Below are 25,355 nucleotides of genomic sequence, written 5' to 3' on the forward strand. Positions count from 1 at the left end.
GCGGCGCAATGCACGGCTGCCACATTCGCCTATGCGCCCCCTGAATCTCGGCAATGGAACTTGCTTACCGGCGACGGGATATTGCGCGAGTTTGCCCTCGGCCGAACAGATCAGATCCATGCGTCTTGTTGTTCGATCAGCTCGCTGATGGAGATCATGTCACTATCAGGTGATTGCACGAAAGGCTTGAAGACTCTACTCCGCCCATCCAGATGCCGCCTGCCTGTGCAGGAAGTGCGCCGACGATTGGCTCGCTTCCAGCAACAGATTCGCCAGGGCTAGATCACGTCCCCACGAAAAACCTATCCCGCACGCGCCGCCGCGGATGGGGCAGCTGACGGTGCCTCAACATGCCAACCATGTATGGGCCCTCGACCACAAGGTTGGATCCGACTAGGTGACGGCTCTCGCATTGAACCGTTCATGGTGACCGATGGCTTCAGCCGCTATTGATTAGCCTGGCGGCGACGGGCAGCACGCAATATGCCGAGTGCCAGCCGCTGCTCGGGAGTACTGTGATGACCATCAGCATGCTTGATCAAAAGATGTTCAAACTCGCCTGTGGCCACGAGGTGGTCCTTGGTCGACTATCCAACATTGATAGATGGGTTTGCGAGACTTGCGGGCGGCCAACGGCTCTGACCTCAGACCCATTTAAGTCACTCCCTTTGAAGGAGCTCGACACCGCTCAACAGATCGATTTGCAAGCGAAGGAGCGAGGTGAGGAGGTGATCCGTCTGACCTGAATAGAAGCCCTGGCGCTCCGCAATGCGGATCTGGCCGCGCTGTCACTAGGACAGAGGCCGCAGCGAACTCATCGCTGCGGTCCGCGCACGGTCAGATGAACCGGGTGAAACGGTCTCTAGGTGAACTATTCGGCCAGCCCCGGTGTGGCAGTATCCCGCGCTCCATTCCGGATGCATCGTCAGTGTGACGATCAAGTCGGGAAAAAATAGGCAACGGACCGAGCGAAAGCGAACAGAGCAGGCCTTCATCCTGTGAGTAGGCTCGCGTCCGCTTGGTGCAACGGAGACTAAGCACAGCGGCCCACCCCCAAATGCCCCGCCGGCTGGGGCCGTCTGGCGGTTTTGACGCTGATAGTGCGGCTCGTCATGACGCTTGACGGCAGCGCCCTGGTAGCTGCCTTTTTCTATGCCTAGTCTGCCCTTGCGTATCAATTGACACGTTGTGATCCAAAGGGGGCCTGCTACTATTTCCCGATCAGAGGGGCAGCGATGGATCGGCTGAAGAACGCGTTGGGGCATCTCGAACTTCCGGGCTGTCCGAATTGCCGGATCGTCATGAGATGGTTTCGCTCGGAGATAGTGCGAGACACTCCGGAATCGATAATTGCCGACCTTTATGTCTGCCCAAATTGCAAGCGCGCTCAGCGGACCGATACAACGTTCACGCCGGTTCCCGTCCCGCCTTACAAAACTGGCGGCCCTCATTTCCGTGTGATTCAAGTGGGACAGTAAGGCCGCCGCCTCAGCCGTTTATCGGCCTCGGTCCACATCGGACCGATCACCTCGCTCCTCCGGCAGCCGGTTAGTGCTATCTGGCGGATGATGTCGGCCCTCGTGACGTACCTTTCGTCCTTCTTGGCATTTCGCATTATCTCGCCAATGATCCGATATTCGGGTTCTCTGGCCCGGCGGCTCCGCACGTTGTCCGGCTTTCTCATACCATGGGCGGGATTGATGGCGATGAACCCGCATCGACGGCGCACGTGAGAATGCCGCCAAGAAGCCCGGCGGTCCGCGTTGCCGTTCCCGCGCCACCGCGAACAATGACTTTCCCGCGTAGCTTTTTCGTCTTGACTAAGGCTCGCGTCTTGCCGGCCATGATATCCTTCAGGACCTTGTTGATATCGGCCCTGGTTAGGTCCTTCACGCGCCACGTGCTGAGAAGCGGGATGATATGGCGCTTGAATGCGGCCGGTATCGGTGATGATGGTAGTGGGCTTCTTTGGGCGTCGACCCTTTCCCAGGAGGAGGCCGGCGTTCAGATCGTTTAAAGAACGCAGAGCTCCTTGACGGTGATCGCCTTGCGATCGAGCTGGCGTTCCTCCGCGGGATTGTCGCCCTGTGCGACACGCCCCAATTGGACCTATCGCCTTCTGGGCGGTTCAGACGCCATGCAAGCCGATGGTGTAGCGGCGCGAGCGGCCCTGTGATCTGTATTGGATGACGTAGCTACGCTTGGACAGAAGTGAAGAAGCGCAGACCGAAACCAGGTAGCTCTTCATTCCAGATGACACAGTCCCTGTCGCTGCTCTCAGCGGCGTCTACGACCCTCTTCGTGAGCTTAACCATGGGCAATCTCCGACAGAACACCCGTTCTCGCGTAAGCACCACGTAAGCAGTCGGACACAAATCAGGGCGTATCTGAGGATACCGAAGACAAGCTAAAATTTCAGTTTGTTCAGCTGAAACAGCAGGATAGCACATTGGAGCGAAGCCCATCGAAAACGGTCGAAGGGCACGTCAAGTGCTCCGAAGGCAAAGGTCACACGTTCCAATCGTGTCGCGGTTCCAACACGATCTCCAGATCGTCGTCCTTGCGCCGGCTCAGGGCGGTGTTGCTCATGCTCGCTCCGTCCGTGGCATCGGGCGACGGCGTTGCGTCGGACCAGACCGTGGCAGCGCGCGCACGCCGCGCCTCCTCCGCGTTCAGGCCGGCGAACGCTGGCCTCGCCCCTGAGGGTCGCTTCGGTAGCGGCTGGCCGAGGTCTGGTAGTACCGCGCGGAGATGGCCGCCATGGCCTCGATCAACGATCCCCACGGCGCCGGAAAGCACTCTTCCGCCATCACCCGGTACAGCATGCGCGTATAGCCGGCCAGCTCGTCATTGAGGAACTCCACGGCAGGCATAGCTGGATAGCGCTGAAGCAGCAGGATCGCCGCGTTGTCGGCCTCGCCGGCCAACGTGTCCTTGTCGCGTCCGTGCAGATCGTTCTGCAGGCGCCCTATCGCGGAGATGAGCCGCAGGACCTGGCGAAACGCCGGACGCGCGCGCAAGGTCGCCATGTCCAGCCCCCACAGCAAGGACAGGCAACAGAACACGTTCGCGTAGGCTATCGAATCGATGCCGTTATGCAGGTACTCGGCGTAGGACCAGCGTTCCGGCCCTGCCGCCTGCGCGTGGCCGGCGCGCAGCGCCGCGCAGTAGCGCCTGGTATCGGCGAGAAGCTGAGCATAGTCGCGATGATCGTAGGCTAGCGCCGCCAGCGAAGCGCGCAGCACAGCGCAGCCCTCGAATCCGGGGAGCGCGCACGGCTCGCCCTGCCCCAGCGCCTGCTCCACCGCGGCGAGCTGCTCCGGCACGATCAGGCCAAGGTCGTTGCAATCGTCGAGCCAGAACAGCAGCGCCAGTTCGCGATAGAACGCCACGATGAGTGTTTCGTCCTGCGGATTGCGACCGGTGCGGGGGCTGATGTCACGCAGGCTCGGGCGGATACGCTGCAGAATGTACTGGCCGCCGCGGACCGCTTCCACGGCATGCTCGTCAGCGAACCCGGTCAGGGAACGCCCCCAGCCCAGCACCTGATGCAGCGCGCGTTCTGCCTGGATCATGGCGCCGCTCCTGCTCCCTCGGTCAGGACGCGCCGCCCCCAATGAAGCGCCAGCCACAAGCCGGCGAGTTCGGCCACACGCACGACCCGAGCGGGGCAATACAGTTCCTTGCCGATCCACAATGGCGTTTTCGGCAATGCATGCGCCGCATGGCGGGCGAGCATCCACTCTAGCGCACGCGCCACCACCTGCGCGATGCGCCGGCGCCCTGTGGTTTTTTCGCTCTCGTCCATCACGCGTAACGCGAACAACGCATAGGCGGTCTCCTCGAATGTGGACGCGCGACCGGCGCCCCAGCCGCCGTCGCCGCCGCAACCGTAAATGATTGCGCAGGCGTTGTGAGTATCGAGAATCGGCGAAGGTTGATGTTGAATGTCGCAATCTTCATGTAGAGCTACCGGCTCCTGCCTTCCGTCCTCCGCCATCAGGTCGGGGACGCGGATCTCCTTGAGCAGTTCCTGCACGAACAGGCTGTGCTCGCCGCCGGCGTCCGACACCACCGAAGCCAGCGCCGCCGAATACACCACCAGCGTGCCGTTCGGCGCGATCACCGGGGTGAGGCCCGCCGAGAAACTGCGGAACCGGCGCTCGAACGGATTGCGCCTGGACGCATCGACCAGCGCGATCTTGACGCCGGCACCGCGGGTGTTGAGCTCGCCGAGCACGGTCTCGAGGCTGAAACCGTCGCGGCGCACGTCGGATTCGGTCCAGATCTGCGCATCGACCGGCAGCATGTAGCTTTGGCGCGCCGACTGGATGCCGAAGCCGCTGAAGAACACCAGCGCCACCGATCCGGGCTTGATCTTGCCATAGAGCTTCTCGAAGGCGCGGCGCATGCCGTCGCCGGTCAGGTTCTCGCCGATCTCCACGGAAAAGCCATCGCGCTTGAGCTCGTCGGCAACGTCGCGCGCGTCGTTGATCGGTTCCTTCAGCGGGGCATCCGCATCCGGATATTTGGCGTTGCCGATGATCAGCGCATAGCGGTCGCCGGCGGCCAAGGACGGCGCAGCCGGGACAAGCGAAATGAGGAGGGACAGAAGAACGAGAAAGCGAATTTTCATAATCAGCGCGGTCCAGCCAAAAAGGCGCCGTTCCCAGCTTGCGCCGCGGCGACCTTAACTTACGCTCCAGGCATTATCAAACCCGGGAAGGGGGGCGTCAACCGCTTGGAGATTCGGGATAATCGCGACGATTGATCGCAACGCATGGGCGCGCCGGGAGGAGAATGAACAGGCTGTCATGATTGCGGCTCGAGCGATCCGGTTCGATCTTTACGGCAGCAAGTTAGGGCAGCCGGGGCGAAGAGAATGTGATTGGTCTCACATCGCGGACTCACATGGCAGGCTCGCGGTCATCGCAGCCTCCGGCGTTTGACCTTTCTTGCGGACAATGGCTTGGTGCGCCCGATCGTCCCGCAAGATCCAACTCAAGAAAAGCAAGACCATGGGAAACGCCTACGAAATCTACGCGCTGCGCTATGCGACGATGTCGCCGCGCACCCCCAACATGAACTTCCTGGCCCCGGACCCGCATGACAGCGCGGCGCAGGACCTCGACTATTTCGTCTGGCTGATCCGAGGGAAGGGCCGCGACATCCTGGTCGATACCGGCTTCAATGCCGAGGAGGCGAGCGCGCGGGCGCGCAAGCTGACGCTGAATCCGGTCGATGCGCTGGAGCGCTTCGGTGTCGCTGCGTCAGCCATTGCCGACATCATCGTGACGCATCTGCATTACGACCATGCCGGCAATCTCGACCGTTTCTCGAACGCGCGCTTCCATCTCCAGGAGCGCGAGATGGCTTACGCGACCGGCCGCTGCATGTGCAATGGCCTGCTGCGACATCCGTTCACGGTCGAGCACGTCACGCAGATGGTGCGCCATGTCTATGGCGAGCGCGTCACGTTCTATTCCGGTGACGGCGAGGTCGCACCCGGCGTCACCGTGCATCGTGTCGGGGGCCATTCGGACGGCCTGCAGGTGGTCAAGGTCGAGACCGCGCGCGGGCCGGTGGTGCTCGCGTCCGACGCCGCGCACTACTACGCCAATCTCCAGCGCAGGAGCCCGTTCCCGATCGTCTACAATGTCGGCGACATGGCGGCGGGCTGGGAAACGATCGAGCGTCTCGCCGGGCATCCTGATCGATTCATTCCCGGTCATGATCCGATCGTGACGGAAATCTATCCGCGCGCCAGCGACAAGGTCGATGCCTGGGCGCTGCATCTGCCGCCGACAAGGTCGTTTGCGAAGTAGTGACCGTCATTCCGGTGCGCGCGAAGCGCGAACCCGGAATCCAGAAGTTGTAGCGCGAGATTCCGGGTTCGCCGCTTCGCGGCACCCCGGAATGACGGGCTGGGCTAAATACGCCTGCTTGGTGTCGGCCTCGTCGCTGGTCTGGATCAGATCGAGGCTCGCTTCGATCTTGCCGAGCAGCGCGGAGGGCGCCGGTTTGGGTCTCAACCGGCAATTCCAGTCCTTTTCTTCGGACGTGTGCAGTCTCCGAGACGGGCGGCAAATATGGTGTCAACGAGTGCCGGAAGGATCCCCGCAAGCAACGATATCGCGGGGAGATTTTCGAGCCGCTAGCTCCGGCGGAGAGAATATCGCCAAATATCCTCCGTCGCCTGCGAGCTTATATGTGGCGACCTCGCGATAGCCGACGGCACTCAATTCGCAGCGTAAGAGCTCGATTGGCGTGCCATGCTTCGACGTCGGAAGCTCGAGATCGACAATTCCGACCCGCGCACCCTGCTTCAAGGCAGGCGCGAGATTGTAGAGGAAGGCATAGGGTTGGGCTATCTCGTGATACATATGCACGAGGATTGCGGCATCCAGCGAGGAAGCGGGCAGCCGCGGGTCGTGTGGTTCGCCGAGCGCGAATTGCACGTTCGTCAACTTCAGAAGTTCTGTTCGCCTGGCGAGTTCCATGAGGTAATCCCGCGTGACGTCCTGGGCAACGACAGAGCCGGCGGGTCCGACGAGGCGCGAGAGCCTGACCGTGTGGTAGCCACCGCCGGCTCCAATGTCGCCGACTGTCATGCCTGGTTTCAGTTCGAGAATACGTGCGATTTGACCGGCCTCATTGAGGGCGTCGCGGCGCTCTTCGGCGGAGCGGCGTGGGCTGACGATCCGTGCAACAGGACGCTGTGGTGAGGGAAACTCGTTTGCAGCGACTCCAGGGGGAGCCAGATGACCTATGTCAGCGGCGTATGCGCGAGTCGCGGCAAGCGCCGCAAGGAGCATCGCTATATGAGCCAGTGCCGTCACGGGCCTACCAAGTTTCCTCAACCGGACCCCCAAACGCCGACGTCCGCGCCTCCATGAATCCCTAATACGCCTGCTTTGCGTCGGCCTCTTCGCTGGTCTGGATCAGATCGAGGCTCTCCTCGATCTTGCCGAGCAGCGCGGACAGTTGCTTGCGCTCCTGCGCGGAGAGGCAGGCGAGGATCTCGTCTTCCCGCCGCAGCAGCTGCGGGAACAGCTCTTCATAGAGCGCGCGGCCCTTCTTCGTCAGTTGCAGGCGAAATTCGCGCCGGTCGGCTTCGTTCTCGACGCGCTCGATCAATTGCGCATTCAGCAGCGTGGTCACCGCGCGGCTGATGGTGGATTTGTGCGTGCGGGTGCATTGCGAGATGTACTGCGCACTGCAGGCATCGTTGCGGAAGCCGAGCGTAGCGATCACGCGCCAGGCCGGAATGTCGAGGCCGTGACGCTCCTGATATTCGACCGACAGCGCGGCGCTGACTTCCGCCGCGAGCCGGTTGAGGCGGAACGGCACGAACTTGAACAGATCGAGGCGCGCCTTCGGTCGCGGTGCAGCCTCGTCGGCTTGCCGCGTCTTCAGCGCGATATCGCTGGATGTCCTCGCCAAGGAGAGCGCTCCGAATTCCAGTTGACGGCCGGCCGGCTCCGGTCCAAAATAGTTGCACGTGAGACTATCTAGCAGATCAGTCCTCTCCTGACCAGAGCCGAGGTTAGCGCATGGCGCAGGCCAATACGCAAAAGGCCAAAACCCAGTTCGGCTATCGCCGCCACCCCGACCAGGATCGCCCCGGCCCAAATCCGGCCGAGCATCCGGTGGTGGTCGTCGGCGCCGGCCCGGTGGGGCTGTCGCTGGCGATCGATCTCGCCCAGCGCGGCCAGCGCGTCGTCCTTCTGGATGATGCCGACCGCATCGGCGAGGGCTCGCGCGCGATCTGCTTCTCGAAGCGTTCGCTCGAATATTGGGACCGGCTCGGTGTCGCCGACCGCATGGTCGAGAAGGGCGTGGTCTGGAGCGTCGGCCGCATCTTTCATGGCGAGTCCCAGCTCTATCAGTTCAACCTGCTGCCCGAGGACGGTCATAAGCGGCCGGCCTTCATCAACCTCCAGCAATATTACGCCGAGGCCTATCTGGTCGACCGCATCTGCGATCTGCCCGCGATCGACCTGCGCTGGCGCAACAAGGTGACGGCGCTGGAGAGCCGCAACGATTCCGTGGCGCTGACGATCGACACGCCGGAGGGTGCCTATCGCCTGCACGCGCAATATGTCGTCGCCTGCGACGGGGCGCGCTCCTCGTTGCGGCAGATGGTCGGCGCCGAGTTTGCCGGACAGGTGTTCGAGGATCAGTTCCTGATCGCCGACGTCAAGATGACGGCGGAATTCCCGACCGAGCGCTGGTTCTGGTTCGATCCGCCGTTCCATGCGGGACGCTCGGCGCTGCTGCACCGGCAGCCCGACGATGTCTGGCGCATCGACCTCCAGCTCAATCGCTACGCCGATCCCGTGGTCGAGAAGAAGCCGGAAAACGTGCGGCCGCGGATCGCGCGCATGCTCGGCCACGACAAGTTCGAGTTCGAGTGGATCTCGCTCTACAAATTCCAGTGCCGGCGGATGGACCGCTTCATCCATGGCCGCGTGATCTTTGCCGGCGATTCCGCGCATCAGGTCTCGCCGTTCGGCGCACGCGGCGCGAACTCGGGGCTCGAGGACGCCGAGAATCTCTCCTGGAAGCTCGACCGCGTACTCCGTGGCACTTCGCCGGCGAGCCTGCTCGAGAGCTACCATGTCGAACGGAGCTTCGCGGCGGACGAAAACATCCGCGAATCCACCCGCTCGACCGATTTCATGGCGCCGAACTCGCATCAGGAGGCGCGGCTGCGCAAGGCGGTGCTGTCGCTCGCCAAGGAGACCGAGTTCGGCAAGCGCATGGTCAATGGCGGCCGGCTCTCGGTGCCGTGCAGCTATGACTCGCCGCTGTCATCGCCTGATGCAGATGCCTGGCGCGGCGGGCCATCGCCCGGCTGTTCCATGCTCGACGCCCCCGTTGCCGGCGAGCAGGCCTATCTGACCGATGCGTTCCGCAAAGGTGGAACGGATTTCACCTTGCTGTCGTTCAGGAACGGAGCGGCGATCGATGCGCCGGGAGGCCTGAAGGATATTCGCGTCGGTGGCGAGGGCGGACTTGCCGATCCCCAGGGCCTGGTCGTAAAGCGCTACGACGCCGCGCCGGGCGCAGCCTACCTGCTCAGGCCCGATGGCTATGTCGCGGCGCGCTTCCGCCATGCGACGCGCGAGGCGATTGCGGCCGCGCTGTCGCGCGCCACAGGCGTCAATTGAGGTTTCGCATGCCGCTTTCGACCAGCTCGAACTTCGCACGCCCCGACGACGCCTTCCGCGCCATCGTCGAGGCGCATCGCGGTCTCACCGAGGAACAGAGCGCCGATTTCGACGCGGCGCTGGTGCTGATCCTCGCCAACCATATCGGCGATATCGACGTGCTGCGCGAGGCGATTGGGCTCGCCACGCGCCGCATGATCGACGGCCAGCAGCAGCAACAACAGCAACAACAATAACCCAGAACCTGAAGCAAAGACTTAAGGATGACCTGATGGCGAAGAACTTCGCATCCACCGGCGATCTCTCCGAAAAGAAGATCACCTTCTCGGAGATCGGCACCGATCTCTACGCCTTCACCGCCGAAGGCGATCCGAACACCGCAATCATCGTCGGCGACGACGGCTGCCTCGTGTTCGACGCGCAATCGACGCCGGCGATGGCGAACAAGGTGATCGAGCGCGTCAAAGCCGTCACCGACAAGCCGATCAAATATGTCGTGCTGTCGCATTATCATGCCGTGCGCGTGCTTGGCGCCTCCGCCTACAAGGCGCAAGGGATCGTGGCCTCGCAGGAGACCCATCGGCTGATCGCCGAACGCGGCCAGCAGGATTGGGATTCCGAATACGGCCGCTTCCCGCGCCTGTTCCAGGATGCTGCCAGCATTCCCGGCCTGACCTGGCCGACGCTGACCTTCGAAGGCGAGATGTCGATCTATCTGGGAAAACGCGAGGTGCGGCTGATGCAGCTCGGCGCGGGTCACACCTCGGGCGACATCGTCGCCTGGGTGCCGGATGCCGAGGTGATGTTCTCCGGCGATCTCATCGAATATCACTCGGCCTGCTATTGCGGCGATGCGCATTTGCGCGAATGGCCGCTGACGCTGAACGAGATCCGCAACTTCAATCCCAAGGCGATCGCGCCGGGCCGCGGCGATGCCCTGAAGGGCGTTGGCACGGTGCGCGAAGCCATCGCGATGACGCGAGACTTCGTCACCTCGCTTTATGGCGCGGCCGAGATCTCGGTCGCCAAGGGCCGTACGCTGAAAGAATCGATGGCCGCGACGCGCGAGGTGATGGATCCGAAATTCCACAGCTTCGCCATCTACGAGCACTGCCTGCCGTTCAACGTGTCGCGTGCCTATGATGAGGCATCGGGGATCGACGATCCCGTGATCTGGACCGACAAGCGCGACCAGGAAATGTGGGCCGCCCTGCAAGGAGGAGGATAGTCATGAACATCAATACCTCGCCTGATCAGATCGTCCGCAGCTCGGCGCAGGTGACGCCGGGCTACATGTCCGGCTTCGGCAACAGTTTTGAGACCGAGGCGCTGCCGGGCGCGCTGCCTCTGGGGCGCAACTCGCCGCAGCGCTGCGCCTATGGCCTCTATGCCGAGCAGCTCTCCGGCTCGCCCTTCACCGCACCGCGCGGCACCAATGAGCGCTCCTGGCTCTATCGCATCCGTCCCTCGGTGAAGCATTCCGGGCGCTTCGAGAAGGTCGATGCCGGCCTGTGGCGCTCGGCGCCGTGCCATGAACACGACCTGCCGATCGCGCAGCTGCGCTGGGACCCGACGCCGCTGCCGAAGGAGGAGGTGACGTTCCTCCAGGGCGTGCAGACCATGACCACGGCGGGGGATGTGAACACGCAGGCAGGCATGGCCGCGCATGTCTATCTCATCACCAAGTCGATGGTGGACCAGCACTTCTACAATGCCGACGGCGAACTGCTGTTCGTGCTCCAGCAGGGCAATTTGCGCCTCGTCACCGAGTTCGGCCGCATCGATGCCGAGCCCGGCGAGATCATCGTGATCCCGCGCGGCGTGAAGTTCCGCGTCGAGATTCCGAACGGCCCCGCGCGCGGCTACCTCTGCGAGAACTACGGCGGCGCCTTCACGCTGCCGGAGCGCGGGCCGATCGGCGCCAATTGCCTCGCCAATGCGCGCGACTTCCTGACGCCGGTCGCGAACTACGAGGACAAGGACACGCCGACCGAGCTGTTCGTGAAATGGGGCGGCTCGCTGTTCAAGACGACCCTGCCGCATTCGCCGATCGATGTCGTCGCATGGCACGGCAATTACGCGCCCTGCAAATACGATCTGCGCGCATTCTCGCCGGTCGGCGCGATCAGCTTCGACCATCCCGATCCGTCGATCTTCACGGTGCTGACCTCGCCGTCCGAGACTGCGGGCACGGCGAATATCGATTTCGTGATCTTCCCCGAGCGCTGGATGGTCGCCGACAACACCTTCCGGCCGCCGTGGTATCACATGAACATCATGAGCGAGTTCATGGGCCTGATCTACGGCGTCTACGATGCCAAGCCGCAAGGCTTCGTGCCCGGCGGCATCTCACTGCACAATTGCATGCTGCCGCACGGCCCCGATCGCGACGCGTTCGAGCACGCCAGCAACGGCGAGCTGAAGCCGGTGAAGCTGACCGGCACCATGGCCTTCATGTTCGAAACCCGCTATCCGCAGCGCGTCACGGAGCATGCCGCGAAGTCCTCGACACTCCAGGATGATTACGCGGATTGCTGGAAGGGCCTGGAGAAACGGTTCGATCCGAACAAGCCGTAATTGTTTCGTCATTCCGGGATGCGCCGAAGGCGCAGGCCCGGAATCCATAACCACGAGCGTGAGTATGGATTCCGGGCTCGCGCTCCGCGCGCCCCGGAATGACGGCGGAGAGAGTTTCAAAAAATCCGGCAGGAAACCAATGCCCCACCCCAACGACCCCAGCCTCCGCTCCTTCATCGAGGTCGATCCCGCCTCCGATTTCCCGATCCAGAACCTGCCCTATGGCGTGTTCTCGACCGCGGCCAATCCGACGCCGCGGGTTGGCGTCGCCATCGGCAATTACGTGCTCGATCTCTGGGAGCTCGAGCAGGATTCGCGACTCGACGTCGGGCTGCTCGGCGTGTTCTCCGGGCCCTCGCTCAATTCCTTCATGGCGCTCGGACCGAAAGTCTGGACCAGGACGCGCGCGCGCATCAGCGAGCTGTTGCGTGCGGATTATCCCGAGCTGCGCGACAACGAGGAGCTGCGGAAGCAGGCGCTGGTGCCGATGCGAGATGCAAGATTGCATCTGCCGTTCGCAGTGTCCGGCTACACCGACTTCTATTCCTCGAAGGAGCACGCCACCAATGTCGGCGTGATGTTCCGCGGCAAGGACAATGCGTTGCAGCCGAACTGGCTGCACATGCCGATCGCCTATAACGGCCGCGCCTCCACCGTCGTGGTCTCCGGCACCAAGGTGAAGCGCCCGCGCGGCAGCTGAAGCCGCCGAATGTGGACGTGCCGAGCTTCGGTCCGTGCAAGCGGCTCGATTTCGAGCTGGAGATGGGCGTCGTGGTCGGTCAGCCTTCGCCGATGGGCGGCATGCTCACGGAGAGCCAGGCCGAAGAGATGATCTTCGGCTTCGTGCTGCTCAACGACTGGAGCGCGCGCGACATCCAGCAATGGGAGTATGTCCCGCTCGGGCCGTTCCTCGCGAAAGCGTTCGCGACCTCGATCAGTCCGTGGGTGGTGACACGCGAGGCGCTGGAGCCGTTCCGCCTGAACGGGCCGGAGCAGGAGCCCGTGCCGCTGGATTATCTCAAGCAGGCGGGGCCACAGAACTACGATGTCGAGCTCGACGTCTCCTTGCGCGCCGCCGGTGCCAACGCGCCTGCCAGCATCAGCCGCACCAATTTCAAATACATGTACTGGTCCTCGGTGCAGCAGTTGATGCACCACGCCTCCTCCGGCTGCGCCATGAATGTCGGCGATCTCCTCGGCAGCGGCACCATCTCCGGCCCGCAGAAGAACCAGCGCGGCAGCCTGCTCGAGATCAGCTGGAACGGCACCGAGCCGGCCGAGCTGCCCGGTGGCGCCAAGCGTTCGTTCCTCGAAGACGGCGACAGCCTCGTGATGCGCGGCTGGTGCCAGGGCAACGGCTACCGCGTCGGGTTCGGCGAGGTCGAGGGGACGATTCTGGCGGCGGAGTAATGGCTGCGCGTGCAGTCTCGTAGCGCGCTCCGGTGTCGTAGGGTGGGCAAAGGCGCGAGAGCGCCGTGCCCACCATCTGCTTGTGTGGTGGGCACGCTTCGCTTTGCCACCCTACGAGACCTATCGTTTCTCCGGCGCCACGTCCTTTACCCGCGCACAATGCGCCGCGACATCCTCCACGCTGTATTTCAAATGCACCCGCTTGTCGGACGGCGCCTGCTTGCTCGTGCACACGCCCGGCCGCCATTCCTGCGTCGGCCTGATCGGGCGCGGAGCAAAACCGCCGCCGCAATTCGGGCAGACGTTGGAGAGCTTGGTCTCAACGCAGTCCGCGCAGAACGTGCATTCATAGGAGCAGATCCGCGCGTCCGTTGCATCAGGCGGCAGGTCGCGGTCGCAATATTCGCAGTTCGGTCGAAGCTGGAGGGCCATGACTAAATCTCCGCAAGCTGGCCGATCATCGCAGATCGCGCGCGTAGCGCGAATGCCGTAGTTCCCTCGATTTCAGCCGGGCTTGATCTCCTTGAGCGGCAGCTTTGAGCTCTCCTTGAGACGATCGAGCACGATCGAGGAGCGCACATGCGCGACGCTCTGGTGCGGCATCAGCACGTCGTTCACGAGGTTGGAAAGGCCCTTGAGATCACGCAGCACGGCCTTGAGCACGTAGTCGGCATCGCCCGTGAGCGAATAGGCCTCCTGGATCTCGTCGATGCGATTCACCAGCGCACGGAAGCGCTTTGAATTGTCCGGCGAATGGGTCGCAAGCCCCACCTGGATGAAGGCGATCACGCCGAAGCCGAGCGCCTCGCTGGAGAGGTCCGCGTGATAGCCTGCGATCACCTTCTCCTCCTCCAGCCGCATCCGCCGCCGCGAGCATTGCGAGGCCGACAGGCCTGCGAGCTCGGCGAGCTCCTGGTTGGTGAGGCGGCCGTCGTCCTGGAGCGCGGTCAGGATCTTGAGGTCGAAGGCGTCCACGGAAATCATGCGTCGTTTGTCCATTTTATGCACGGATCGTGCATAAGATAGCCAAATCCTGTCTCGTTTGCACGCTCCTTGCGCGTCCGATGAAGGATAGTTCCTCTCTAGCCGCCATTTGGGAGAACACCATGGGTCCGTTTCCGCACGATGCACCGCCGGCCACTATCACCGCCGACAATCCGATGGGCACCGACGGGTTCGAGTTCGTCGAATACGCCCATCCCAATCCGGAAGAGCTGCACGCGCTGTTCAAGCTGATGGGCTATGCGCCCGTGGCGCGCCACAAGACCAAGAAGATCACGGTCTATCGCCAGGGCGACATCAACTATCTCGTCAATGAGGAGCCCGGCACCCATGGCTACGAGTTCGTGGCTGCCCACGGCCCCTGTGCGCCGTCGATGGCGTTCCGCGTTGTCGATGCCAAGGCGGCCTATGACCGCGCGATTGCGCTCGGAGCCGAGCCCGCCGGTGTGTCATCGGCGCAGAAGACGCTCGATGTGCCCGCGATCAAGGGCATCGGCGGCAGCCTGCTTTATCTCGTCGATCGCTACGGCGCCAAGGGCTCGGCCTATGATGCCGAGTTCGAATGGCTCGGCGCGCGCGATCCGCAGCCCCATGGCGCCGGCCTGTTCTATCTCGACCACCTCACCCACAACGTCCATCGCGGCCGCATGGATGTCTGGGCCGGCTTCTACGAAAAGCTGTTCAACTTCCGCCAGATCCGCTTCTTCGACATCGAGGGCCGCGCCTCCGGCCTGTTCTCGCGGGCGCTGACCAGCCCGGACGGCAAGATCCGGATTCCGATCAACGAGGACGCCGGCGATTCCGGGCAGATCGAGGAATATCTGAAAACCTACCGCGGCGAAGGCATACAGCACATCGCCTGCGGCTGCCGCGAGATCCACGGCACGATCGAAGGCCTGCGCGCCGCCGGCCTGCCCTTCATGCCGTCGCCGCCAGAGACCTATTTCGAGAAGATCGACGCACGCCTGCCCAAGCACGGCGAAGACGTCGTACGGTTGCAGCGGAACGGCATCCTGATCGACGGCGAAGGCGTGGTCGATGGCGGCCAGACCAAGGTGCTGCTGCAGATCTTCTCGGCGAACGCGATCGGCCCGATCTTCTTCGAATTCATCCAGCGCAAGGGCGACGACGGCTTTGGCGAGGGCAATTTCAAGGCCCTGTTCGAGTCGATCGAGGAGGACCAGATCCGGCGCGGGGTGTTGAAGGTGGGTAACGCGGCGTAGGGCGCCGCGTTAGGCGCGAGCTGCGCCTACATCACCGGTGTCGTCCCCGCGAAGGCGGGGACCCATAACCCCAGTGTCGTAGGGTGGGCAAAGCGGAGCGTGCCCACCACCTTTATCGAATTGCGGAAAGAACGTGGGCACGGCGCTTCGCGCCTTTGCCCACCCTACGCGATCTTTGCCGGGGCTAGACCTATCGCTTCCACGCGGCCGTCACCGCACTGATCTCCGCACCCTCCGGCTCACGCACCGCCGACGGCGTGCGTGAGAATCTCGGCGCGGGCGCAGGCTGCTTCACGCCGTGGCGCTCGAGAAAGACCTCGCGCGCCACCATGTGCGGATGCTGCGTCGCTTCCGACATGGTCAGCACTGGCGCAAAGCAGATGTCGGTGCCTTCCATGATCCTGCACCAGTCCTCGCGCGTCTTGCTCTTGAACACGGCCTTCAGCTTCTCCTTCAGCGCCGGCCAGGCCTTGGGATTCATCTGCGCGTCGAAATCTGCGTCAGTCAGGCCCGCGTGCTCGCGCAGCAGCGCGTAGAACTGCGGCTCGATCGAGCCGATCGAGACGAAGTGGCCGCAGGCGCATTCGTAGACGCCATAGAAATGTGCGCCGCCATCGAGGAAGTTCTGGTTACGCCCTTCGGTCCAGCGGCCGAGCGTCGTCATGTCGAAGAAGAACGACATCAGCGATGCTGCGCCATCGCACATCGCGGCGTCCACCACCTGTCCCTTGCCGGATTTCTGCGCTTCCAGCAGCGCGGCGAGCACGCCGACGACGAGATAGAGCGCGCCGCCGCCGAAATCGCCGACGAGGTTGAGCGGCGGCACCGGCGCTTCCTTGGTGCCGATCGCGGCGAGCGCGCCGGTGATGGAGATGTAGTTGATGTCATGGCCGGCCGCGTTGGCGAGCGGGCCTTCCTGGCCCAGCCGGTCATGCGGCCGTAGACGAGTTTTGGATTGCGTGCGAGCACCACATCGGGGCCGAGCCCGAGCCGCTCCATCACGCCAGGACGAAAGCCCTCGACCAGCGCATCGGCGCTGGCGAGCAGGTCGAGCACTTGCGCGATCGCCGCCTTGTCCTTGAGGTCGAGCTCGATCACCTTGCGGCCGCGGCCGGCCACCGACTTCATGCTCTTCCTGGCGCCGACGCGGTCGAGCGTCACGACATCGGCGCCCATGTCGGCCAGCATCATGCAGGCGAACGGGCCGGGCCCGATGCCGGCGAATTCGACGACGCGGAAGCCCGACAGCGGGCCGGAGGTGCGGACGGATGTGTTCTGGGCTGGCTTATCGAGCACGTTTTTGTTTCCTCGGGTCGCGGGCAAATGCCGGTGGTCCGGCAAGCGCCTCCGACGTTGCTCTTGGGGGCGAGTTAATTGGCTGATTAACTTTTCTCGCCTTCACGCCAGCGAGGCAAGCGCTTTTCACGCATGGGCGCATAATAAAAGCGGCGCGCATTTCTGCGCGCCGCGGAAAATTTGTGTCGAGGCGCTAGAGCGCGAGTGTCACCCGGCCGCAGCTACCGCGCGCTGCGCCATCACCTTGACGAGGTTGGCGCGGTACTCCGCCGTGCCGTGGATGTCGGCCAATAGTCCGCTCGCGGGGATGCTGACGCTGTCGAGTGCGGACGGCGACCAGTTCGCCTTCAGCGCGGCTTCGATGGCGCCAACCCGCATCACGCCGCTCTGCGAGGCGCCGGTGGCGGCGACGCGGATCTCGCCAGATTTCGTCTGCGCGACGAACACGGCGGTCAGCGCGAAGCGTGAGGCAGGGTGCCGCATCTTGGCATAGCCCGCTTTCGCCGGAACCGGGAACGACACGGCGGTGATGATCTCGCCGTCTTCAAGTGCCGTGGTGAACAGGCCCTTGAAGAAATCCTCCGCCGCAATCGACCGCTTGTTGGTCTTCACGGTGGCGCCGAGCGCGAGCAATGCGGCCGGGTAATCCGCGGCGGGATCGTTGTTGGCGATCGAGCCGCCGATCGTGCCGCGATACCGCACGGCGGGATCGCCGATCAGCGACGCCAGATAGGCGAGCGCGGGGATCGCCTTCTTCGCGACATCGCTGGTCGCCACATCGTAATGCGGCGTGGCGGCCTTGATGGTCAGCGTGTCGCCGGCGGCCTCGACACCGATCAGCTCCTTGATCTTGCCGAGGTCGATCAGGTCGGAGGGCCCCGCGAGGCGCTGCTTCATCACCGGCAGCAGCGTCTGGCCGCCGGCGAGGAATTTTGCCTCGCTGCCCTTGCCGAACAGACTGGCGGCTTCGTCGACCGAGGAGGCGCGATGATAGGTGGTCTGGTACATGTTCGTTCCTCCCTTAAGCCGCGTGGATCGTGCGCCACACCCGGTCAGGGGTTGCGGGCATTTCCAGATTGTTCTTGCCGATCGCATCCGTAATCGCGTTGATCACGGCCGCGGAGGCGCCGATCGCGCCGGCCTCACCGCAACCCTTGATGCCCAAGGGATTGCCCGGGCACAGCGTCGTGGTGTGGGAGAGGTTGAACGAGGGCAGATCGTCGGCGCGCGGCATGGAGTAATCCATGAACGAGGCCGTGACCGGCTGGCCGTTGGCATCGTAGATGGCGTGCTCGAGCAGCGCCTGCCCGATGCCTTGCGCGAGGCCGCCATGGACCTGGCCTTCGACAATCATCGGGTTGATCAGCCGGCCGAAATCGTCGGCCGCGACGAAGTTGACGAAGGAGGTCTTGCCCGTGCCGGGATCGACCTCGAGCTCGCAGATATAGGCGCCGGCCGGGAAGGTGAAGTTGGTCGGGTCGTAGAAGGCGCTTTCCTTCAGGCCCGGCTCCATCCCGTCAGGCAGGTTGTGCGCGGTGTAGGCCGCAAGCGCGACCATCGGGAAGGCGATCGCCTTGTCGGTGCCGGTCACCTTGAACTCGCCATTCTCGATGACGATGTCGGCTTCCGACGCTTCCAGCGCATGCGCGGCGATCTTCTTGGCCTTGGATTCCATCTTCTCCATGGCCTTCAGGATCGCGGTGAGGCCGACGGCTGCGGAGCGCGAGCCGTAGGTGCCCATGCCGAACTGCACCTTGTCGGTGTCGCCATGCACGATCGAGACCTGGCTGATCGGAACGCCGAGGCGATCGGCGACGAGCTGGCAGAACGTCGTCTCGTGGCCCTGGCCGTGGCTGTGCGAGCCCGTGAGGATCTCGATGGTGCCGACCGGGTTGACGCGCACTTCTGCGGATTCCCACAGGCCGACGCCGGCGCCCAGGCTGCCGACCGCCTTGGACGGCGCGATGCCGCAGGCCTCGATGTAGCAGGACACGCCGATGCCGCGCAGCTTGCCCTGCGACTTTGCTTGCGCCTTGCGCGCGGCAAAGCCGGCATAGTCGATCGCCTTCATCGCCGCATCGAGCGAGGCGTTAAAGTCGCCGGTGTCATAGGCCATGATCACAGGCGTCTGGTGCGGGAACTGGGTGATGAAGTTGGTCCGGCGCAACTGGGCCGGATCGACGTTCAGCTGCCGAGCGGCCGTCTCCATCAGACGCTCGATCAGATAGCTCGCCTCGGGGCGGCCAGCGCCGCGATAGGCATCGACCGGCGTGGTGTTGGTGTAGACCCCGATCACCTCGGCGTGGATCGCCGGGATGTTGTACTGGCCCGACAGCAGCGTCGCGTAGAGATAGGTCGGCACTGACGAGGAGAACAGCGACATGTAGGCGCCGAAATTGGCGTAGGTCTTCACCTTCAACCCGATGATCTTGTTATTGGCATCGAACGCCATCTCGGCATGGGTCACATGGTCACGGCCATGCGCGTCGGTGAGGAAGGCCTCGGTGCGGTCACCCGTCCATTTGACGGGACGGCCGACCTTCTTCGAGGCCCACAGCGCCACCATCTCTTCGGGATAGATGAAGATCTTCGAGCCGAAGCCGCCGCCGACGTCGGGGGCGATCACGCGCAGCTTGTGCTCGGGGGCGATGTTGTAGAATGCCGACAGCACGAGGCGGGCGACGTGCGGGTTCTGCGAGGTCGTATAAAGAGTGAAGTGCTCTTCCGCCGCGTCATAGTCGGCGATCGCCGCGCGCGGCTCCATCGCGTTCGGCGCGAGGCGGTTGTTGGTGACGTCGAGCTTGACCACGTTGGCAGCCTTCGAGAAGGCGGCGCTGACCGCGCCCTCGTCGCCGATCACCCAGTCATAGACCTGGTTGCCGGGTGCCTCGGGGTGGAGCTGCGGTGCGCCAGCCTTGATGGCCGACTGCATGTCGGCGACGGCCGGCAGCTCTTCGTAGTCCACGACCACGGATTCGGCCGCGTCGCGTGCGAGATTCTTGCTGTCGGCGATCACGACCGCGACGGCCTGGCCGACGAAGCGTACCGTCTCCGGCGCCATCGCCGGCCATGCGCCCATCTTCATCGGGCTGCCGTCCTTGGAGGTGATGGCCCAGCCGCAGATCAGGTTGCCGACCTTGTCATCGACCAGCTGTTGCCCGGTGAGCACCGCGACCACGCCCGGCATCTTCAGCGCGGCGGACGAGTCGATCTTCCGCACCTTGGCGTGCGCATGCGGACTGCGGATGAAATGGGCATGGGTCATGCCCGTCAGCTTGATATCGTCCACGTACCGGCCCTTGCCGGTAATGAAACGCTTGTCTTCCTTGCGCACGACGCGCGCGCCGATGCCTTCAACACCCATGTCTGGTCCTCCCGACCGGAATTGTTTTGACTGCGCTTTCCCTCGAAAGCAGCAGCGGTGGTTCTTTATTCGAGGCGGGCCGCTTTACTCGGCCGCCTGCGAGACCTTCATGCGTCCGGCTGCATCCAGCACGGCCTTGACGATGTTGTGGTAGCCGGTGCAGCGGCAGATATTGCCTTCGAGCTCTTGGCGGACTGTGGCCTCGTCGAGCTGACCGCCATGGCGGTGCACGATGTCGATCGCCGACATGATCATGCCCGGCGTGCAATAGCCGCACTGCAGGCCGTGATTGTCGCGGAAGGCGGCCTGCATCGGGTGCAGCTCGTCGCCCTTGGCGATGCCTTCGATGGTGGTGACGTTGGCGCCGTCGGCCTGACCCGCCAGCATGGTGCAGGACTTCACCGCACGGCCGTCCATGTGGACGACGCAGGCGCCGCACTGGCTGGTGTCGCAGCCGACATGGGTTCCCGTGAGATTGAGGTGATCGCGCAGCAGATGGACCAGCAGCGTGCGATCCTCGACGTCGACAGCGACGGCCTTGCCGTTCACCGTCAGTTTGACTGTAGACACGGTTGTAGTCCTCCCGGGATGATTTTGATTGTTTCTAATTAGAGACAGCGGCGTCCGGACTTTGCAACTGGGATTTTGGTCGCCCCGGTCATGGAAAGGTCATCGATCCCGCCGTGGCCGCAACGACTTGTGCGGGCGGGTCGGGGATTCTGTGGCCGGACCGGCTGGCCGCGTGGGATGCCAGCCGTCATCCCACCGGTCGGCCTCTGGCCGATCAAGTCCGCCTTGCGCAGGCGTGCCGAATTTACCGCCCCTTATCGATTCTGCCTTAGTTTTGCGCATCCAGGTCGGGGGGCGGGGCGCCTCCGGATCGCGGCTGAATAGAATAAATGGGGGTTGGAATGTCCGGGCGTATCGCGTCGCCGTCTAAGCGCACAATCTTTCCGACCCTCCGGTTCCGCGCCAAGATCATCCTCGGCTTCGCCGCCGTCCTGGTGATCTCCGCCGGCAGCATGGCCTTCTCCTATTTCGGCTTCGAGCGGGTGTCGGCCGGGGTCGGGTCCTACCGCACCAGCGTTTCGGAGGCGGACCTTGCCCGCAACATCGACCGCGAGCTGCTCGGCTACCGTTCGGCGGTCAAATATTTCGTCGTCACCGGCAAGGAAGACGACGCCAAGGCGACGCTGGACGCTGAAGCCAGCCTGAAGAGCGCCATCGATCAGGCCGTCAAGGGCGCCAAGACGCCGGCGCGGCAGGAGAGCCTCTCCAAGCTGGCCAAGGAGTTTTCGAATTTCTCCGCGACCTTCGCCAAGGTGCTCCAGGCCAAGCGCGACAGTGCGCTGCTGGTGCAGAACCAACTGACGCGCCAAGCGAATCTCCTGAAGTACAAGCTCGACGATATCGGCAACAATGCCTCCGATTCCGAGGCGCAGTCGATCGAGTTCGGCACCAAGCAGGTCAACGCCCAGTTTCAGACCGCGAGCGCCGCGGCCACCAATTTCGTGCTGACGTCCGACCAGGCGATCGCGACCAGCGCGCTGGCGCGGCTGAAATTCGTCGAGAACTCGCTCGGCGCGGTCTATTCCATGGACGACAAGATCGTCGCCGGCCTGAAGGACGCCAAGACCATCCTGGTCGCCTATCGCGAAGCGTTGGAGAAGCTGATCGCCAACGCCAAGTTAGTCGACGAGCTCGTCACCGAGATGAGCGGTTCAGCCGGCGCGATCCTGCAAGGCGCCACCGCCATGAAGGCGGATCTCGTCGCCGAGCAGCAGCGGCTGGATTCGGAATCGGAAGCAACCATCGGGAAGACCGAGCAACTGGTGCTGATGCTGGCCGTCGGCGGCACACTGCTGGGTGCGGTCCTCGCCTTCCTGCTCGGCACCGGCATCTCGCGTCCGATGATCGCGATGTGCAAGGCGATGCGCGAGCTTGCCTCGGGCAATTTCGACGTCGTCCTGCCCGGGCTGGGGCGCAAGGACGAGATCGGTGAGATGGCGGGCGCCGTGGAAGAATTCAAGGTTCAGGCGGTGGCCAAGGCCGAGCGCGACGCCGCCGCGAGCGACGCCCAGAACCGGGAGCAAGCCGCCGCACGTCGCTCCGAGCTGATCCGCTTTGCCGACGACTTTGAGAGCGCGGTCGGCGCGATCGTCTCCAACGTGTCCTCCTCGGCCGTGCAATTGGAATCGGCGGCGTCCACGCTGACCCGGACCGCCGAGACCACGCAGACCCTGTCGAGCCAGGTCGCCGGCGTCTCCGAGCAGGCCTCTTCGAACATGCAGTCAGTCGCAACCGCGACGGAAGAGCTCTCGGCTTCGGTCGAAGAGATCGGCCGCCAGGTCCGCGACTCCAGCCGGATCGCCGAAGCTGCCGTGGTTCAGGCCAAGGAAACCGACGGCCGCATCGGCAAGCTCTCCCATGCCGCCCAGCAGATCGGCGAAGTCGTCAAGCTGATCACCGCGATTGCCGAGCAGACCAATCTTCTGGCTTTGAATGCGACGATCGAGGCAGCGCGGGCCGGTGAAGCCGGCCGCGGCTTTGCCGTCGTTGCCAGCGAAGTGAAGTCGCTGGCGAGCCAGACTGCGAAGGCGACCGACGAGATCTCCTCGCACATTGCGGGCATGCAGGGCGCCACCGCCGAATCGGTCGCGGCGATCAAGGAGATCGGCGCCACCATCGGTCAGATCTCCTCGATCTCGACCTCGATCGCGAGCGCCGTCGAGCAGCAGGGCGCCGCGACGCAGGAGATCGCCCGCAGCGTCCAGACCGTGGCGCAAGGTACCCAGACCGCGGCCACCGACATCGGCCAGGTCAACCGCGGCGCCGCCGAGACCGGCTCGGCTTCGGAAGAGGTGCTGAACTCGGCCAGGTCGCTCTCATCCGAAAGCACCCGCCTTCGCGCCGAGCTCGACCGCTTCATGGCGAATATCCGCGCGGCGTAAGGCTCTCTATAGCGCCCACCCTTCGCTGTCGTCCCCGCGTTCGAGGGGACGACAGCGGAGTGCGCATCCCTGCGACACCTAACCGCCAGTTGCGGTGGCACAAATTTACCACAGCTTATCCTTTGCCCCGTAACGTGCCGATGAGTCAGGAAGCGGGCTGCTTCCGGACTGCGCCTGGTTTTCCGCGAATGGAATGGGGTGGGGGAATGTCTGCCAAGTCGAAGCCGAGCTCATCGAAGCTGTTCACCTTGCGCTTTCGCGCAAAAATCATCCTCGGCTTCGTGGCGGTGCTGGCCATCCTCGCCGTCAGCATGGCTTTCGCATATTTCGGCTTCGAGCGGATCCAGGGCGCCGTAGCTTCCTACCGGGCTAGCGTATCGGAAGCCGATCTCGCCCGGACCGTGGATCGCGACCTGATCGCCTATCAGGGGCTGGCGCGGGCCTATACGCTGACCGGCGCGGCGGACGACGAGACCGCGGCCAAGGCGGCGGAAGAGAATCTGAGGGGCGCGATCGCCAAGTCGATGGCGGCCACGACCGGAGCCGCGCGCCGCGAGCAGGTCGGCAAGCTCGAGGCCGAGTTCCAGCGCTTCGCCAAGATCTTCAGCGAGATCATCACGCTGACGCGCGAGAACAACAAGATCGCGGCCGACGAGCTCAACAGCGTCGGCAACAAGATTCGCTTCAAGTTCGACGATCTCGCCGACACGGCTGCACTGGCAGGCCTTGCGTCGGTCCAGACCACGGCCAAGGACGTCACCTCGCAATATTTGGCGGTCTCCACCTCGGTGAGCGCCTTCGTCGCCAAGCCGGAGCCGAAGAACGCCGACGGCGTCGTCGCCCGCATCAAGTTCCTGGAGACTCTGCTGGTCTCCATCTATGCCAACGACCAGAAGATCACCGATCGCGTCACCGAGATCGGCAATCTGCTCAAGCAGTATCGCACCTCGTTCTCCAAGCTGACCGACAATGTGAAGATCATCGTCAAGTCGAACGGCGAGATGACCAAGTCGGCGGCGTCGATCCTCAAGCTTTCGGCCGATTTGCGGTCGGACCTGACCGCCGATCAGCAGCGGATCGAGGCGAGCGCCAATGCGACCATCGGCGAGACCGAGCAGTTGATGCTGATGATGGCGCTGGGCGGCCTCGCGGTCGGCGCGGTGCTCGCCCTGATGCTCGGTAATGGCATCTCGCGTCCGATGATCGCGATGTGCAAGGCGATGCGCGAGCTTGCCTCGGGCAATTTCGATGTCGTGCTGCCGGGCCTGGGGCGTAAGGACGAGATCGGCGAGATGGCTAGCGCTGTCGAGGAGTTCAAGGTCCAGGCCGTGGCCAAGGCCGAGCGCGACGCCGCCGCCAGCGAAGCCCAGAACAAGGAGCAGGCAGCGAACCGCCGCTCCGAGCTGATCCGCTTTGCCGACGACTTCGAGAGCGCCGTTGGCGCCATCGTGTCGAACGTCTCGTCTTCCGCAGTGCAGCTGGAATCGGCAGCCTCGACGCTCACCCGTACCGCCGAGACGACGCAGAGCCTGTCGAGCCAGGTCGCCGGCGTCTCCGAGCAGGCCTCTTCGAACATGCAGTCGGTCGCAACCGCGACGGAAGAGCTCTCGGCTTCGGTCGAAGAGATCGGCCGCCAGGTCCGCGACTCCAGCCGGATCGCCGAAGCTGCCGTGGTTCAGGCCAAGGAAACCGACGGCCGCATCGGCAAGCTCTCGCACGCTGCTCAGCAGATCGGCGAAGTTGTGAAACTGATCACGGCGATTGCCGAGCAGACCAATTTGCTGGCTTTGAATGCGACCATCGAGGCGGCGCGGGCAGGCGAAGCCGGTCGCGGCTTTGCGGTGGTTGCCAGCGAGGTGAAGTCTTTGGCGAGCCAAACCGCCAAGGCCACCGACGAGATTTCTTCGCATATCGCCGGCATGCAGGGCGCCACCGCCGAGTCCGTCGCTGCGATCAAGGAGATCGGTGCGACCATCGGCCAGATCTCGTCGATCTCGACCTCGATCGCGAGCGCCGTCGAGCAGCAGGGCGCCGCGACGCAGGAAATCGCGCGCAGCGTCCAGACCGTGGCGCAGGGCACCCAGACCGCGGCCACCGACATCGGGCAGGTCAACCGCGGCGCCGCCGAAACCGGCTCGGCCTCGGAGGAAGTGCTGAACTCGGCCAAATCTCTCTCCAGCGAAAGCACCCGCCTGCGCGCCGAGCTCGATCGGTTCATGGCGAACATCAGGGCGGCGTAAGGCCGCTGTAGCGCCACCCTCCACTGTCGTCCCCGCGAACGCGGGGACCCATAACCACAGGGAGCGGTTTGGCGAAGACTCGGAGTTACCCGCTCGCCCGATAACCACTCCCTGTGATT

17 protein-coding genes and 6 pseudogenes are annotated in these 25,355 nt (G+C 63.9%); 10 read left to right on the top strand and 13 right to left on the bottom strand.

Annotated elements, in window-relative coordinates:
- Positions 1–518: 518 nt before the first annotated feature.
- Positions 519–746, top strand: coding sequence for a hypothetical protein (locus FOM02_RS38520; protein ID WP_265440986.1), 228 nt, complete (start codon positions 519–521; stop codon positions 744–746).
- 752 nt (positions 747–1,498) lie between these two features.
- Here FOM02_RS38520 and FOM02_RS38525 read toward each other — a convergent pair.
- The 4 genes and pseudogenes from FOM02_RS38525 to FOM02_RS38540 all read right to left on the bottom strand — a co-directional run.
- Positions 1,499–2,315: pseudogene (locus tag FOM02_RS38525) on the bottom strand (integrase arm-type DNA-binding domain-containing protein); the annotation flags it as partial.
- Positions 2,316–2,672: 357 nt separating this feature from the next.
- Positions 2,673–3,575, bottom strand: a complete 903-nt coding sequence (locus tag FOM02_RS38530; RefSeq protein WP_027564017.1) for a terpene synthase family protein — start codon at positions 3,573–3,575, stop codon at positions 2,673–2,675.
- Positions 3,572–3,883: pseudogene (locus FOM02_RS38535) on the bottom strand (hypothetical protein); the annotation flags it as partial. The gene FOM02_RS38530 and the pseudogene FOM02_RS38535, both read right to left, overlap by 4 nt.
- A 105-nt stretch (positions 3,884–3,988) precedes the next feature.
- Positions 3,989–4,636: pseudogene (locus tag FOM02_RS38540) on the bottom strand (caspase family protein); the annotation flags it as partial.
- A gap of 382 nt (positions 4,637–5,018) precedes the next feature.
- Between FOM02_RS38540 and FOM02_RS38545 the strand changes: the two are divergent.
- On the top strand, positions 5,019–5,825 hold the full coding sequence (locus tag FOM02_RS38545) for an N-acyl homoserine lactonase family protein (RefSeq protein WP_027563557.1): 807 nt from the start codon (positions 5,019–5,021) through the stop codon (positions 5,823–5,825).
- Between the two features lie 108 nt (positions 5,826–5,933).
- Here FOM02_RS38545 and FOM02_RS47000 read toward each other — a convergent pair.
- From FOM02_RS47000 to FOM02_RS38560, 3 genes and pseudogenes are all read right to left on the bottom strand, one after another.
- Positions 5,934–6,011 (bottom strand): annotated as a pseudogene (locus FOM02_RS47000) (MarR family transcriptional regulator); the annotation flags it as partial.
- An 84-nt stretch (positions 6,012–6,095) separates the two neighbouring features.
- Positions 6,096–6,815 carry a class I SAM-dependent methyltransferase gene (locus tag FOM02_RS38555; RefSeq protein ID WP_035731952.1) on the bottom strand — a complete coding sequence of 240 codons (720 nt, stop codon included), beginning with the start codon at positions 6,813–6,815 and terminating at the stop codon, positions 6,096–6,098.
- An 85-nt stretch (positions 6,816–6,900) separates the two neighbouring features.
- Positions 6,901–7,443 carry a MarR family winged helix-turn-helix transcriptional regulator gene (locus tag FOM02_RS38560; protein ID WP_027563555.1) on the bottom strand — a complete coding sequence of 181 codons (543 nt, stop codon included), beginning with the start codon at positions 7,441–7,443 and terminating at the stop codon, positions 6,901–6,903.
- 110 nt (positions 7,444–7,553) lie between these two features.
- On the opposite strand from FOM02_RS38560, the gene FOM02_RS38565 reads away from it, so the two are divergent.
- The 5 genes and pseudogenes from FOM02_RS38565 (at position 7,554) to fahA (ending at position 13,160) form a co-directional block, all read left to right on the top strand.
- Complete coding sequence (locus FOM02_RS38565) at positions 7,554–9,173, top strand: FAD-dependent oxidoreductase (RefSeq protein ID WP_027563554.1); 1,620 nt, start codon at positions 7,554–7,556, stop codon at positions 9,171–9,173.
- Positions 9,174–9,181: 8 nt separating this feature from the next.
- Positions 9,182–9,409 carry a DUF2783 domain-containing protein gene (locus tag FOM02_RS38570; protein WP_027563553.1) on the top strand — a complete coding sequence of 76 codons (228 nt, stop codon included), beginning with the start codon at positions 9,182–9,184 and terminating at the stop codon, positions 9,407–9,409.
- A 35-nt stretch (positions 9,410–9,444) separates the two neighbouring features.
- Positions 9,445–10,401, top strand: a complete 957-nt coding sequence (locus FOM02_RS38575) for an MBL fold metallo-hydrolase (RefSeq protein ID WP_027563552.1) — start codon at positions 9,445–9,447, stop codon at positions 10,399–10,401.
- Between the two features lie 2 nt (positions 10,402–10,403).
- Positions 10,404–11,750 carry a homogentisate 1,2-dioxygenase gene (gene hmgA / locus FOM02_RS38580; RefSeq protein ID WP_027563551.1) on the top strand — a complete coding sequence of 449 codons (1,347 nt, stop codon included), beginning with the start codon at positions 10,404–10,406 and terminating at the stop codon, positions 11,748–11,750.
- A 139-nt stretch (positions 11,751–11,889) separates the two neighbouring features.
- Positions 11,890–13,160: pseudogene (gene fahA / locus FOM02_RS38585) on the top strand (fumarylacetoacetase).
- Positions 13,161–13,280: 120 nt separating this feature from the next.
- Here the strand turns inward: fahA and FOM02_RS38590 are convergent.
- Positions 13,281–13,592, bottom strand: a complete 312-nt coding sequence (locus FOM02_RS38590; protein ID WP_027563549.1) for a DUF1272 domain-containing protein — start codon at positions 13,590–13,592, stop codon at positions 13,281–13,283.
- A 72-nt stretch (positions 13,593–13,664) separates the two neighbouring features.
- Positions 13,665–14,144 (bottom strand): Lrp/AsnC family transcriptional regulator, encoded by a 480-nt coding sequence (locus FOM02_RS38595; RefSeq protein WP_027563548.1) that lies wholly within the window; start codon positions 14,142–14,144, stop codon positions 13,665–13,667.
- Positions 14,145–14,266: 122 nt separating this feature from the next.
- Between FOM02_RS38595 and hppD the strand changes: the two genes are divergently transcribed.
- Positions 14,267–15,385: a 4-hydroxyphenylpyruvate dioxygenase gene (gene hppD, locus FOM02_RS38600; RefSeq protein ID WP_027563547.1), complete on the top strand. Its 1,119-nt coding sequence runs from the start codon at positions 14,267–14,269 to the stop codon at positions 15,383–15,385.
- Between the two features lie 190 nt (positions 15,386–15,575).
- Here hppD and FOM02_RS38605 read toward each other — a convergent pair.
- From FOM02_RS38605 to FOM02_RS38620, 4 genes and pseudogenes are all read right to left on the bottom strand, one after another.
- Positions 15,576–16,576 (bottom strand): annotated as a pseudogene (locus tag FOM02_RS38605) (CaiB/BaiF CoA transferase family protein).
- A 312-nt stretch (positions 16,577–16,888) separates the two neighbouring features.
- Positions 16,889–17,689 (bottom strand): FAD binding domain-containing protein, encoded by an 801-nt coding sequence (locus tag FOM02_RS38610; protein WP_027563545.1) that lies wholly within the window; start codon positions 17,687–17,689, stop codon positions 16,889–16,891.
- Between the two features lie 13 nt (positions 17,690–17,702).
- A complete protein-coding gene (locus tag FOM02_RS38615) occupies positions 17,703–20,045 on the bottom strand; it encodes a xanthine dehydrogenase family protein molybdopterin-binding subunit (RefSeq protein ID WP_027563544.1) in 2,343 nt (780 codons plus the stop codon).
- Positions 20,046–20,129: 84 nt separating this feature from the next.
- The gene (locus FOM02_RS38620) at positions 20,130–20,615 is read right to left on the bottom strand and encodes a (2Fe-2S)-binding protein (RefSeq protein ID WP_027563543.1); all 486 of its coding nucleotides are present in this window, start codon (positions 20,613–20,615) and stop codon (positions 20,130–20,132) included.
- Between the two features lie 341 nt (positions 20,616–20,956).
- On the opposite strand from FOM02_RS38620, the gene FOM02_RS38625 reads away from it, so the two are divergent.
- Both FOM02_RS38625 and FOM02_RS38630 read left to right on the top strand, forming a co-directional pair.
- Positions 20,957–22,996, top strand: coding sequence for a methyl-accepting chemotaxis protein (locus tag FOM02_RS38625; RefSeq protein ID WP_027563542.1), 2,040 nt, complete (start codon positions 20,957–20,959; stop codon positions 22,994–22,996).
- Between the two features lie 206 nt (positions 22,997–23,202).
- On the top strand, positions 23,203–25,236 hold the full coding sequence (locus tag FOM02_RS38630; protein WP_027563541.1) for a methyl-accepting chemotaxis protein: 2,034 nt from the start codon (positions 23,203–23,205) through the stop codon (positions 25,234–25,236).
- Positions 25,237–25,355 lie beyond the last annotated feature (119 nt).

Source organism: Bradyrhizobium sp. SEMIA, assembly GCF_014844175.1.
Lineage (GTDB): Bacteria > Pseudomonadota > Alphaproteobacteria > Rhizobiales > Xanthobacteraceae > Bradyrhizobium > Bradyrhizobium arachidis.

What these genes read in the sequence shown, in the direction of transcription:
- FOM02_RS38595 (WP_027563548.1), bottom strand. Translation starts at nt 14,144, where the DNA reads ATGATTTCCGTGGACGCCTTCGACCTCAAGATCCTGACCGCGCTCCAG.
- FOM02_RS38610 (WP_027563545.1), bottom strand. Translation starts at nt 17,689, where the DNA reads ATGTACCAGACCACCTATCATCGCGCCTCCTCGGTCGACGAAGCCGCC.
- FOM02_RS38565 (WP_027563554.1), top strand. Translation starts at nt 7,554, where the DNA reads ATGGCGCAGGCCAATACGCAAAAGGCCAAAACCCAGTTCGGCTATCGC.
- FOM02_RS38590 (WP_027563549.1), bottom strand. Translation starts at nt 13,592, where the DNA reads ATGGCCCTCCAGCTTCGACCGAACTGCGAATATTGCGACCGCGACCTG.
- FOM02_RS38530 (WP_027564017.1), bottom strand. Translation starts at nt 3,575, where the DNA reads ATGATCCAGGCAGAACGCGCGCTGCATCAGGTGCTGGGCTGGGGGCGT.
- FOM02_RS38625 (WP_027563542.1), top strand. Translation starts at nt 20,957, where the DNA reads ATGTCCGGGCGTATCGCGTCGCCGTCTAAGCGCACAATCTTTCCGACC.
- FOM02_RS38575 (WP_027563552.1), top strand. Translation starts at nt 9,445, where the DNA reads ATGGCGAAGAACTTCGCATCCACCGGCGATCTCTCCGAAAAGAAGATC.
- FOM02_RS38520 (WP_265440986.1), top strand. Translation starts at nt 519, where the DNA reads ATGACCATCAGCATGCTTGATCAAAAGATGTTCAAACTCGCCTGTGGC.
- hmgA (WP_027563551.1), top strand. Translation starts at nt 10,404, where the DNA reads ATGAACATCAATACCTCGCCTGATCAGATCGTCCGCAGCTCGGCGCAG.
- hppD (WP_027563547.1), top strand. Translation starts at nt 14,267, where the DNA reads ATGGGTCCGTTTCCGCACGATGCACCGCCGGCCACTATCACCGCCGAC.
- FOM02_RS38545 (WP_027563557.1), top strand. Translation starts at nt 5,019, where the DNA reads ATGGGAAACGCCTACGAAATCTACGCGCTGCGCTATGCGACGATGTCG.
- FOM02_RS38555 (WP_035731952.1), bottom strand. Translation starts at nt 6,815, where the DNA reads ATGCTCCTTGCGGCGCTTGCCGCGACTCGCGCATACGCCGCTGACATA.
- FOM02_RS38630 (WP_027563541.1), top strand. Translation starts at nt 23,203, where the DNA reads ATGTCTGCCAAGTCGAAGCCGAGCTCATCGAAGCTGTTCACCTTGCGC.
- FOM02_RS38615 (WP_027563544.1), bottom strand. Translation starts at nt 20,045, where the DNA reads ATGGGTGTTGAAGGCATCGGCGCGCGCGTCGTGCGCAAGGAAGACAAG.
- FOM02_RS38570 (WP_027563553.1), top strand. Translation starts at nt 9,182, where the DNA reads ATGCCGCTTTCGACCAGCTCGAACTTCGCACGCCCCGACGACGCCTTC.